The sequence below is a fragment of the Corynebacterium crudilactis genome (assembly GCF_001643015.1).
GTDB classification, from domain to species: Bacteria; Actinomycetota; Actinomycetes; order Mycobacteriales; family Mycobacteriaceae; genus Corynebacterium; species Corynebacterium crudilactis.
The window spans coordinates 602291-614394 of record NZ_CP015622.1 but is presented as its reverse complement, the minus strand read 5'-3'; the positions used below and the strand labels follow the sequence as shown (position 1 = coordinate 614394).

Genomic DNA, 12104 nt, shown 5'->3' with positions numbered 1-12104 from the left:
CTTGTGACAATCGATAATGCACTGCGCTTAAGCATCCGCATTGATCTCACCGTTGGGGACACCCCAGCAGCTGTGGCAGATGTATCACTACCAGCAGGTTCGAGCCTCGCGGATATTTTGGATGAGGTATTAGAACTCACGGATGCGCCTCGGATCTCTCGGCCTTGGGTGGCCCACACTGCTGCTGGAAGTCCCATTGATTGTGGCATTCCGTTGTCACATACTCAGGTGGGACAAGGCAGCGTCATTGTGCTGTCGCCTGAACGAGATCTAGAAGCACCGGTAATGCGCGATGTTGCAGAGGCTTTGGTGGAGTTCTCCTCCGAGCACCGTGCTGGACACCTCGTTGAGTTGATGACCATCGCCGGTCTTGGCGGTGTGGCAACTTTATTGGCCAGCCCTGTGGCTTCACCACTTGCGATACCCGGACGCATCGGGCTTTTCCTTGCTTTATGCGCACTACTTTTATTGTGGTTGCCAGGTGGGCGCGCACCAATTCTCAAAGTTCTTTTGCCGGTGGCACTCATCCTCGGAGCTGGGGCCTGCGCATCTTTAATAGTTTCTGGCGGTTCCGTTTCGGTCCCCGACACAGGGATGACATGGATAATTCTGGCCGGTGCATGCGCGATGCTTGCTGCGTGTCTGCTGGTTCATGTGATTTATCGGCCTGCACTTTTAACCACGGCAGCGCTATCCACATCAGGATTTGGGTTATTGGTGCTCGCAGCAGCAACGGCACTTTGGGATAAAAACTCAGCCTTCAGTGGCCCCGCAGCGCTAACTGTCGCGGCCTGCACCACCATCACCATGTGTTTCGCCCCAAAAATTGCAGCGCAGCTAGCAGGCCTTCGGGTCCCAACGCTGCCCACCGCCGGCGAAGATCTCTCCGTCAGCGACCTCACCATGGCGGATCCTCAAATAAAGATCCAGAGAACAAAGACGCTTTTCGACGCCCAGACCCTTGGGCTCACTGTGTTAAGCGGGCCACTGATGCTGCTGTCGGTCACGCCTGGAACGTGGAGCACCACCATCTTTGCATTATGCATTGCAGTGTCTTCACTTCTTCATGCAAACCGCCATCAAGCGCCCATCCCCACGTGGTCTTTAATGGCACTCTCCGCAATCAGTTTCTTAGCTCTTGCGCTTTCCACTGTCCGGCAGCATTCCGTGGCTGCGCTCATTGCCACTGCTCTGATCATGATGGTACTTTTCAGTGTTGCCTTGTGGATCCATAAGATTCCTACACTCGAGCCCACCACCATCGTGTGGTTGGAACGATTGGAATCATTATGCCTGGCCATAAGCCTACCGTTAGCGTTGCATTTACTTGATATTTTTGGAATGCTGCGTGCCCTGGATATTGGATTTGGTGGATAAATGCGCCGGATTCTTACCTTCGGCCTGGCGCTCTGTGCGCTGATCGCTACTACTCCAGCTGCGTTTTCCCAAGAAGTTGAAGCTTTAGCATGCCCCGATGTCGCCATCGCAGACTCTTCCATAGCCACCATGGATGAACATCTAACGCAGTCTTTGCAGCAAGCACACCGCATCGCCACTGGAGCTGGAACCATGGTGGCAGTTATTGATACAGGAGTATCTCCTCATCCACGGCTCCCCCATTTGGTTCCTGGTGGAGATTTTGTTGGTGCTCATCAAAGCCCAGATATGCCCGGCGAACTTATCGATTGCGATGGACACGGAACAATCGTTGCTGGAATCATTGCCGCCCAAAACAACTCCGGATCAGGCTGGCCTTATGATGGCACCGCCGATTCCTACCTTGGAGTGGCTCCCGATGCTGGAATTATCTCCATCAAACAAACCAGTTCTTATATACGCACCCACGAAAACTCCACCATCGGCACGTTAAGCACCTTGGCGGATTCCATTCACCGCGCACTTGATGCCGGTGCACACGTAATCAATATTTCTGTGGTGTCGTGTCTCTCTGATGTGCCAGAAGATGTGAATGGATTTCAACCTTTAACCGATGCGCTCAACCGTGCAGAATTACACGGAACCATTGTGGTGGCTGCCGCAGGAAATCTGGGCCAAAACTGTCCCGCTGATTCCACCGTCTATCCCGCACATTCCGATACTGTGCTTTCAGTATCTGCGCGTTTCGATTCCCACACCCTCGCCGACTATTCCATGCCTGGGGACCAACAACTGCTTTCCGCTCCGAGTCAGATCCCCGCTGGATTATCTCCACGCGGAGACGGCTTCGCCAGCCATATGATCACCACATCAGGCGATAGCCCTTTTGCCGGAACAAGTTTTGCCGCACCGGTAGTCAGTGCCACTGCTGCCCTTTTAAGACAGCACTTTCCTTTTGCTACCCCTCAGGAAATTCGTCTGCGGATTTTCAACAGCATCGACCCAGCACGAGGGGCCATAGACCCCTATCTAGCTCTGACTCAGGAGATATATCCTGCCGATCCCGTAATTCATGAGATCGCTCTAAGCATTCCTGATACTTCTGATCAGTCACCGCGTCAACGAAGCCTTGCGGTGCTCGTTATGATCTGTGGCGCCCTTGGGTTATTGGCAATCGTGGTGGGAATCAGACACCGCCAGCGCAGGGGTTTTTAAAACCAAACCACAGTGCCCACCGATCCTAAAAAACCGCATCGTGGGCAGCCTGGTTTGGTTATTCGGCTTCAAAACCGGTCACAGAGGCCCACGGAGTCGATTTTTCAGCTTCGTGGGCAGCCCTGTCTGGTTTGGCTAAAAACTGCACCCAAAGCCCGAAAAAAGCGCCTTCTCAGAACTGCGCCTAAGCGCCTCGGAAAGCTCGAATCATACGAACACTCATTCTGAAATTTGGAGGTCTTAAATCAAGCTCTAGCGGCTCAGTCCCAGATAGGTGAAAAATTCATCCGCCCAAGAGATCGTCCCGGTGTACCACAAGGCCCAAAACGTCACGATAAAAACAGCCCAAATGAGCAGGATCATCAATGCCAATACGCTCATGCGGAAACGGAATGATTTCTTGCCATACCAGGTGAAAAAGCGGTCATATTGGTGTACTCCCCAGCCCAGCAGGTTCTTCGCCCACTTTTGCTCCAGGGATAAAATACCCACGCCAATGAAGGTGGTGAGCCAACCTTGACCAGGCAGCGGGATGGTGATTAATCCGATGATCGTCACTAACCAACCAAGGGCCAAGGTGCCGGGGCGAACTAAAAACCCGAATTTCTTTTGCTTGGAACGCGCATGGGCATCTTGTAGCCGGTCAATGCGGTCGCTGACCATTTCTCGCATCGTGCTCATGGGTTAGCCCAACATCCCCATAGGGAAAAGGGAAAATCAGCAAAAATAAACATGAGTACAGATGCATCCTGGAACTATTGAACGGCTGCAGAGCAGAGGACATAAGAACAGCACCGAGTTTACTCGCTCCCCGCGCCTATATTCCTCAGTATGCAGGGGTAAGCGCGGTCTCTCTGCTGAGTTCACTTCCCTGTGGCAGTAGCCTTAAGATGCTCCAGGGCACCTGATCTACCTCGGTAATTCCTAAGGATAAGAGCGTATCGCCAGTTGAAACGGGGTGCATGAGTCCATATTCAGAAATCACATAGTAGCCAAATCCACTGTCTACACCCACAGCACCGCCAGCTTGGGTGCTGAAAGTTACTGCGCGGGAATCGCCAGATAATGCCACCCCTGAGTCTATGGATTCCAAGAAACCTATCTTGCCTTGTCCATCTGCGCAGGCAAAACCGCCGTTTAGGTTGTGCCACTCCACTGCCATGCTAGGCAACGCTAATGTGTTGTTTCCTTCCACGTGTACGCCTAGAGGTGCGGTAGCGTCGGGGGAAGCAACGGAGCCGGCGTCGATAAGCAGTCCACGTTGCAGCGGGGTGATCTCGGTGAGCTTGCCTTCGGTGCGCAGCCAACTGCGGGGTGTGGCATCAACAAGCTCTGGAAGTGGATCTGGGAAGCGAATTTCCTCGCGCTCCGGGATCGTGTTGAGCAGCTCGGTGGTGAGGTAAAGGCGCGGGGTATCCTCATCAATGCGCAGATGGCGGCGCATAATGCGCCCCTGTGGGCTCTCTGCAGCAGGCAGTACACGGCGTCCCTCCGCAGTGATCAGGTGCCAGCTGACCTCCCCGGATTCACTTTTCGACGCCCCCAGCCATCCCTTCCCCTCCCCAAGCAGGGTGGGTTGCTGTTCGCCGGATGTTGCTAAAACATGTAATTCACCCGAGCCCACATCCTGGCACACAAACCACTCCGAGTCAGGGTTGTTCAAGCTGAAAATCCCCGGCGCATCCGCTAAACCAACCGGCACTCCGCGCGGCATATCCGCAATAATCGCATCGCTGGCATTAACTGGTTCTACAGGCTCGCCCACAATTAATCGTGCCGAGGCCACATTTGCCACCGGATGCACGGCCTGATCCAAACGCACAAATAAGGCACCGGATTCAGCGCGGATCAGTGACGCATCGGCGGGATCCATCGCAGGCCGAAACATCGCTAATGCTACAGATCCCACCGCCAACATCACACACGCAACCACCCCAAAAATCAGTGCTCTGCGCCGGCGCCCCAATGGATCATGAATCATTCGGACATCGCCCATGACCAAGCCGTGTTCAATACGTCGAACTAGAAATTTATGCCCCGATACCTGCGCCGATGTCGTGGGCATCAGCATGCCTTCAGCCACTTGTTTCCCCCTCAAGCCCCTTTGCTTAAGCCATCCTAGTTCGGATAACAACGCACAGCGCGTGGGAGTGGGAAGACTCTCAAAATATGCTTGAGAGGGAACCAAATAGTGTATTTTGCAGTCTAACTATAAGGCTAGTTGGGCACTGTATGTGGTTTTGTCGGATCAGGAGCATAAAGCACTGGGCTGGCGGGCACTGCTTCGGTACGGGCTGGGGTGCTTGGACGGTGGTAATAATTTTGATCCAATTCATCTTCATCCTTCGCCAACCCAAGTTCACCCTTGGTTAACAGCTCTGGAAGAAGTTCTGGGGAATTTCCAGGTTTGCGCATCTGATCAAGTTCCGCATCAGTGAACTGATCATTGATCGCAAAGATCACCGAATCGCCCTTTTTATACACAGGGGTCACACCAGGCGTTTCCCATAGCAAATCGATCTGGCGGAAATTCGGAATCTGGAAATCCCAAAAAGTCCATGGGCTGATCATGAAGTATCCGACATTAAGATCACGAGCAGCCAGATCTACATCATTGATCTGGTCTGGATTTCCATCAGTTCCGGTGCCAAGAAGCTGCGGCCACCAGAACAGCATGGCAGTAGCAGAACCTTCACCGGCAGCCGGCCATGCATAGTGACGCGATACAGAATGCAAACCATTGTAGGCATACATCCAACCGTTGCCATCTGCTGGATCGCCCATGATGTTCATCTCTGCCGCACGAGGTTGTTGAATCAGCCAGTCCCAGGCAGCAAGGTCGTTATCATTGACCATGCGATCATCATGAGGCGCCAAGATAGTGGTTTCGGAGCCTTCCTGTACGAAATCCTTTGCCCATGTCTGCAGTGGCACGGCAATGACAAGCGCCATGACAACAGAAACCACTCCAGATACTGCCGCAAATTTCTTGATTGGCCCCAAGCAAATCACACGAATCGCCGCGGCTGCACCGATGCCAGCAGCTGCAAACGTAAACAGGGCAACCGGCATGATAAGCCTGTGTCCAGTGGAATAATGTAAACCACCGATGATGTTGAGCCAATCTCCCCACGGCTCACCAAAAGGTTTGAGAGAGTTCGCAGTGAGCGCAACGCTTGCTCCATAGAACACAAGTGCCCACAGGTTGCCGCGCCACACCAGCGCGATAACTCCGCCGATGGCTGCAAAGATGAGCACAGGAAGAATATCGATAGTGCCGAAGAAATCCACATGCCGGGTATCCATGAAGATCGATATCAACCACGATTCACTGCGTGTTACTTGTTCTTCGGCGGAATAAGACAGCACCTCTTCAGTTTGTTCCGAACCAGAAATCACCTGAGGAAGCATCAGTGCCACACCGATAATTCCGGTGAGAGCAAGAATGCTAACATCCTTCACGCGAATGCCGAGTCCCGCTTTAGAGCCCTTCACCTTGCGGCTTGGTACCCAGATAAGTTTGAGCAGCCACCAGAACAACAGCACCATGATCACGATGGTCGCCGGAGCTGGGTGCAGCTGGAACATACCCATAAAGGCCAAAGCAGCGGCAAAAATACGCACTGGAACCGCAGGGGTAGACATGAACAGAGCAAGCACTACGCCGGCAGCACCAATCGCTGCAACATAAGGCCATGCGCCCACATAATTTCCTACCCAGAACAGGACAGGAGATGCAATGGTAATAAGGCCAGCAAGACCTGCACCGATCTGTGCAGTCAAGCCACGGTTATTAACCAACCGCCACGCAATAAGCGCAACCGCGAGAGGCAGCAACAGACCAGATAACACAATGCCAGTTAAGTTGGTCGCTTCTACGATAGAAAGATTCGCAACATCTGACAGCACCCAAGCACCAGCATGCCAGGCACTTGGATAGAACAGTTCCTGCTGTGTTTCAATATTGCGCAGCTGCCCCATCATGGTGGAGGACGCAATGCCAGTTTCATCAATGAAACGCACCGTGGAGGCATGCCAATGCACATCCCAGCCTTGGACAATATCGCCCAAGCCATGCTCGGTGCTCAAGAGAAGTTTTAACGCACGATCAATAATGAGCCAAGAACCAGTCAAAGCACCTGCTGCAGGTAATAGCCAACGGTGATCTAGGATGCCACCATTGCGCAGATAGTCCCATACAGAACGCCAAAAACCTTGAGGCTGTGGTGCCTCCACAGGGTCTTCTGCTACAGAAATATCCTCAGCAGAAGCGTCTTCATCTGCCAATGATTGTTTACGGATACGTGTTTTTCTGCGGCCTAGCAACCAGCCACCCACGAAAAATAACCGCCAGACTAATGCCACGGCAGCAAAAATGAGTGTGGAAATTACTACAGATTGGAGATCAAAACGCATCTCCAAGATGCCGAGCACCCACGCTGCCAGACCATAAATACCAAAGGTGGCAGGAATTGAGGCCGCCATAGCCCAAGGCAGTTTCAGCCCAGAGACCCAAGAGACGACTAATCCAGGAACGGTAAAAACCAATACCGCAATCCATAATGTCGTCAGCATGTAGGTTCCCACTTCACTTTCTTGTGCTTGTGCAGATCAACGCAGCTCATGCACCACTCTTAAACAGCCTTAAATGACTGAAAGTTACCGAGATGAGTCTAGCCGTTTTTAGAGATCATCGAGTTTTAGGCTCGCAGATGAGGCTCGGGAAACTCACGAACTGCGCGGGTTTCCTCGGCTCGTTCTTGTAATTTATCAGCGGCAGGATAATCTACGCCAACCAAGCTCAGGCCTTTTGCGGGTGCCACCGGAACCATGGGGCTGCGCTGCGTTGCATCAAGTAGCTCTGCGGTAAATCCGGTAGTTCTACGGCCTTCGCCAACAGCCATGCACGAACCGACCAAGGATCGCACCATGGACCAGCAAAAAGCATCAGCAACGACATGAGCTTCATAGACCTGAGGTTCTATCTCAGTTGACACATCGTGCCATGCAAATTTTTGTAGTTCTCGCACTGTGGTTGCGTGTGGCTTAGCTTTACAAAAAGCCACGAAATCATGCAGGCCCAACAACGCATCGGCAGCTAATTGCATGCGTTCAAGCTCCACAGGCTTAGGCCAGTGCGCGGTATCGTGTCGGCGGGTAGGGAGAGCGCCGGCAGGATGCGTCGTAATGCGATAAATGTAGTTCCTCCGCATCGCGGAAAAGCGCGCATCAAAGCCGGGCTCGGCAAACCGTACGCCATGCACACGGATATCATCAGGCACTAGCCGTGCCAGACGCCGCACAAGTTTCTGCGGATCGCCCTCAATGCCACGCTGCGCCAACGCTTCTTCATGAATATCAAAATGAGCAACCTGTCCAGCAGCATGCACCCCAGCATCTGTCCGACCAGCAACGGTTAATTCAACGGGCTCGCGCAGCACCATGCTCAAATTGTCTTCCAACACTTTTTGCACCGTGCGCAGATCACTCGTACCCTGCTTGGCCCAACCATGAAATTCTGTGCCATCATAAGCCAGATCCAGGCGGATACGCACCGTTGAATTTTCCGTCATTTTTGCCTTCCATTTTTGCTTATCGACGCCGCCCCACGTGCCTGCCACGCAGCGCTTGTGAGCGGAAACGCAAAACACCCGCAGCAAACAATGTTCGCTACGGGCATTTTATGCGGAGTAAGAGAATTTACTTCTCTTCTGCAGCCTCTTCGGTTGCGATCTCCTCTGCTGGAGCCTCTGCGACCTCTGCGGTCTCAGTCTCTTCAGCAGCCTTCTTGGAAGCAGCTGCGCGGGTTGCGCGAGCAGCCTCAGTGGAGACAGTCTCCTCGAGAACGAGAGAGATCTGGGACATAGGAGCGTTGTCGCCCTTACGGTTCTCCAGCTTGATGATACGGGTGTAACCACCTGCACGGTTCTCGAACTTAGGAGCAAGTTCGTTGAACAAGTAAGCAACGATTTCCTTGTTAGGAATCAGTGCAGCAACGTTACGACGATCTGCAACGGTGCCGGACTTAGCCTTGGTGATCAGCTTCTCTGCGTATGGACGCAGAGTCTTTGCCTTGGCATCAGTGGTCTTGATTGCGCCATGCTCGAACAGGGATGCAGCCAGGTTAGAAAGGATCTTCTTCTGGTGGCTTGCAGATCCGCCGAGACGGGTGCCTCTTTTAGGGGTAGGCATAAGATGTACTCCTTGTACGTTGATTTAGCGCGGCCCAGAAATAGGCCATGCGACTTACTCGGAATCTTCCGCCTCAACATCGATGTAGCCACCAGTTTCGGCGTCATAACCTTCAAGAGTTGAAGGATCGAAGTCTTCAGGAGCATCCTTCAGGGTCAGACCCAGGCCAGCAAGCTTGATCTTTACCTCGTTGATCGACTTCTGTCCGAAGTTGCGGATATCTAGCAAATCGGACTCAGCGCGCTCTGCGAGTTCACCTACGGTGTGGATGTCTTCGCGCTTGAGGCAGTTGTAGGAACGGACAGAGAAGTCCAGATCCTCGATTGGCATGCTGTAAGCAGCGATGTACTCGGTCTCCTGTGGAGAAGGTCCGATCTCGATGCCTTCGGCTGCGATGTTCAGCTCGCGAGCGAGTCCGAACAGCTCAACCAGGGTCTTGCCTGCCGACGCAAGAGCGTCACGTGCAGTAATAGAGTTCTTGGTCTCAACGTCGATGACCAGCTTGTCAAAGTCGGTGCGCTGCTCAACACGAGTAGCTTCGACCTTGTAGCTGACCTTCAGTACTGGGGAGTAGATCTGATCGACCGGAATACGGCCGATTTCTCCACCGGTTGCAGTAACCGTTGCTGGGACGTAGCCACGTCCACGCTCGACGATGAGCTCAATCTCAATCTTCGCGGTCTCGTTCAGGGTTGCAATGTGCAGATCCGGGTTATGGATCTCCACGCCTGCTGGTGGCTGAATGTCACCTGCAGTTACAACTCCTGGGCCTTCCTTGACCAGCTGCATAACAACTGGCTCATCGGAATCAGAAGACAGAACCAATCCCTTGATGTTCAAGATGATGTCAGAGACATCTTCCTTCACACCGCTGATGGTGGTGAACTCGTGGAGTACACCATCAATCTTGACGCTGGTTACTGCTGCTCCAGGAATGGAGGACAGCAGGGTACGGCGCAGGGAGTTACCGAGGGTGTAGCCAAAACCTGGCTCCAGTGGCTCGATAACGAACCGGGAACGTGCACTATCGACAAATTCCTCGGTGATGGTTGGGCGCTGTGAAATAAGCATTGAACTCTCCTTGAGTGACGACCGCTATTTGACGTCGGTAAAGGCAATTAAAGCCATAAAGGATGCTATAAAATTTGGAAGATTCCTGTGCACCCGGGGCAGCCGGGTAAGCAGAAACTACTTCGAGTAAAGCTCGACGATGAGCTGCTCTTGTAGTGGTACATCGATCTGTGCGCGCTCTGGGAGCTGGTGCACGAGGATGCGAAGGGTCTCAGGAACAACCTGAAGCCAAGCTGGAACGATAGCGTCGACAGTGTTGTCTTGTGCTTCTTCGAACCAGTTCATCTTCTGTGACTTCTCACGAACATTGATGATGTCGTACTGAGAAACGCGGAAAGATGGTACGTCGATTGCCTTGCCGTTCACATTGAAGTGACCGTGGGAGACAAGCTGACGAGCCTGGCGGCGGGTGCGTGCCAGACCTGCGCGGTAAACGACGTTGTCGAGGCGGGACTCAAGCAAGACAACCAGGTTTTCACCAGTCTTGCCTGGGCGACGGTTAGCCTCGGCGTAGTAACGACGGAACTGCTTTTCCATGACGCCGTAGATGAAACGAGCCTTCTGCTTCTCCTGGAGCTGCAGCAGGTACTCGGACTCCTTGATGCGTGCACGGCCAGCCTGTCCTGGAGGGTACGGACGGCGCTCGAACGCCATGTCTCCACCAATGAGGTCGACGCGCAGACGACGGGATTTACGGGTTGCTGGGCCGGTATAACGAGCCATTATGTATTACCTTTCTTCCCTATTAAACGCGACGGCGCTTTGGTGGACGGCAGCCGTTGTGTGGCTGTGGGGTCACGTCGGAGATTGAACCGATCTCCAGGCCTGCAGCCTGAAGGGAACGGATTGCGGTTTCGCGTCCGGAGCCTGGGCCCTTAACGAAAACGTCAACCTTCTTCATACCGTGATCCATTGCCTTGCGGGCAGCGTTCTCGGCAGCCATCTGAGCAGCGAACGGAGTGGACTTACGTGAGCCCTTGAATCCGACGTGTCCAGAGGAAGCCCAAGAGATAACAGCACCGTTGGTGTCAGTGATAGACACGATGGTGTTGTTGAAGGTGGACTTGATGTAAGCGTTGCCGTTAGCAACGTTCTTCTTTACAACGCGGCGGCCTGTGCGGCGCGCGTTAGTGCGTGCTTTAGGAGGCATGTTTACTTCTTCTTTCCGGCGATCGTCTTCTTAGGACCCTTGCGAGTACGCGCATTGGTCTTGGTGCGCTGACCACGAACAGGTAGGCCACGGCGGTGGCGAATGCCCTGGTAGCAACCGATTTCGATCTTGCGACGGATGTCAGCTTGTACCTGGCGGCGGAGGTCACCCTCGACCTTCCAGGTGCCTTCAATAACGTCACGAAGAGCAGCAATCTGCTCATCAGTGAGGTTGTCGGTGCGCAGGTCTGCGGAGATTCCAGTCTCCTCGAGCAGCTGCGCGGAACGGGCTGGGCCAATTCCGTAAATGTAGGTGAGAGCGACTTCCATACGCTTGTTGCGTGGGAGGTCAACACCAGCTAGACGTGCCATGTGGCAGTTACCTTTCCGGTTTTTGCGATGGTTTTCCCCATAATCGCCCCTGCCAAGCAATACTTTCCCCGGACGGAAACCGGGAGGTGGATTGTGATTCGCAGGGCTTCAGCCATCGTTGCCTGAAGGTGTGTCGACCGGCCAGGATATCCCTGACTGGCTCTGATATATGGAGGCTTAAAGCTTTTTATTTGTAGCGGTAAACGATGCGACCACGGGTCAGATCGTAGGGCGACAGCTCTACAACTACGCGGTCCTCAGGAAGGATACGGATGTAGTGCTGGCGCATCTTTCCACTGATGTGGGCAAGAACCTTGTGTCCGTTGTCGAGCTCGACACGGAACATTGCATTCGGCAGAGGTTCGACAATGCGACCCTCAACTTCAATAGCGCCTTCCTTAGCCATATCCTCCACATTCCCGGGAAGGGCGCGTAGGCCAATCCCTTAAAAATTTCCACTGCAAAAAGTGGGCGATATGCAAGATGCACATACACCGTCGTCTAACACTACACACCAGCCAGCTAAGAACCAAATTTCTTTATCACACCATCAATAGGTCCCGACCTTTACCCCTAGTCCGAGAGTTTTCGGAAACCATATTCTTGACCGACTCAAGCATCGAGCACGCATGAGAAGGGGGTACATAAATAACGGAATCCCTTACTCAACTTCAGCCCTAAATAACTTCCCATAATTTCAAGCACCCCCTCAATAGGGTGAAATTAAT

12 protein-coding genes are annotated in these 12104 nt (G+C 53.2%); 2 read left to right on the top strand and 10 right to left on the bottom strand.

What is annotated here, in order from left to right:
- Positions 1-3 precede the first annotated feature (3 nt).
- Both eccD and mycP read left to right on the top strand, forming a co-directional pair.
- The gene (gene eccD / locus ccrud_RS02935; RefSeq protein ID WP_066564626.1) at positions 4-1377 is read left to right on the top strand and encodes a type VII secretion integral membrane protein EccD; all 1374 of its coding nucleotides are present in this window, start codon (positions 4-6) and stop codon (positions 1375-1377) included.
- On the top strand, positions 1378-2592 hold the full coding sequence (mycP, locus tag ccrud_RS02930) for a type VII secretion-associated serine protease mycosin (RefSeq protein WP_066564623.1): 1215 nt from the start codon (positions 1378-1380) through the stop codon (positions 2590-2592).
- Positions 2593-2844: 252 nt separating this feature from the next.
- Here the strand turns inward: mycP and ccrud_RS02925 are convergent, their stop codons facing one another.
- The 10 genes from ccrud_RS02925 to infA all read right to left on the bottom strand — a co-directional run bounded on the left by ccrud_RS02925 (position 2845) and on the right by infA (position 11782).
- The gene (locus tag ccrud_RS02925) at positions 2845-3273 is read right to left on the bottom strand and encodes a TIGR02611 family protein (protein WP_066564613.1); all 429 of its coding nucleotides are present in this window, start codon (positions 3271-3273) and stop codon (positions 2845-2847) included.
- 145 nt (positions 3274-3418) lie between these two features.
- Positions 3419-4675, bottom strand: a complete 1257-nt coding sequence (gene eccB / locus ccrud_RS02920; protein WP_066564610.1) for a type VII secretion protein EccB — start codon at positions 4673-4675, stop codon at positions 3419-3421.
- Between the two features lie 134 nt (positions 4676-4809).
- Positions 4810-7167: a DUF6541 family protein gene (locus ccrud_RS02915; protein WP_066569435.1), complete on the bottom strand. Its 2358-nt coding sequence runs from the start codon at positions 7165-7167 to the stop codon at positions 4810-4812.
- A gap of 125 nt (positions 7168-7292) precedes the next feature.
- Positions 7293-8165, bottom strand: coding sequence for a tRNA pseudouridine(38-40) synthase TruA (gene truA / locus ccrud_RS02910; protein WP_066564608.1), 873 nt, complete (start codon positions 8163-8165; stop codon positions 7293-7295).
- Between the two features lie 127 nt (positions 8166-8292).
- Positions 8293-8784 (bottom strand): 50S ribosomal protein L17, encoded by a 492-nt coding sequence (gene rplQ / locus ccrud_RS02905; protein WP_066564605.1) that lies wholly within the window; start codon positions 8782-8784, stop codon positions 8293-8295.
- Between the two features lie 54 nt (positions 8785-8838).
- Entirely contained in the window at positions 8839-9855 is a 1017-nt protein-coding gene (locus tag ccrud_RS02900; protein ID WP_066564602.1) for a DNA-directed RNA polymerase subunit alpha, read from the bottom strand.
- Between the two features lie 117 nt (positions 9856-9972).
- Complete coding sequence (gene rpsD / locus ccrud_RS02895; protein WP_066564601.1) at positions 9973-10578, bottom strand: 30S ribosomal protein S4; 606 nt, start codon at positions 10576-10578, stop codon at positions 9973-9975.
- Between the two features lie 22 nt (positions 10579-10600).
- On the bottom strand, positions 10601-11005 hold the full coding sequence (gene rpsK / locus ccrud_RS02890; protein ID WP_003854428.1) for a 30S ribosomal protein S11: 405 nt from the start codon (positions 11003-11005) through the stop codon (positions 10601-10603).
- Positions 11006-11007: 2 nt separating this feature from the next.
- Entirely contained in the window at positions 11008-11376 is a 369-nt protein-coding gene (gene rpsM, locus ccrud_RS02885; RefSeq protein WP_066564599.1) for a 30S ribosomal protein S13, read from the bottom strand.
- Between the two features lie 187 nt (positions 11377-11563).
- Entirely contained in the window at positions 11564-11782 is a 219-nt protein-coding gene (gene infA / locus ccrud_RS02880) for a translation initiation factor IF-1 (RefSeq protein ID WP_003854422.1), read from the bottom strand.
- Positions 11783-12104: the final 322 nt, after the last annotated feature.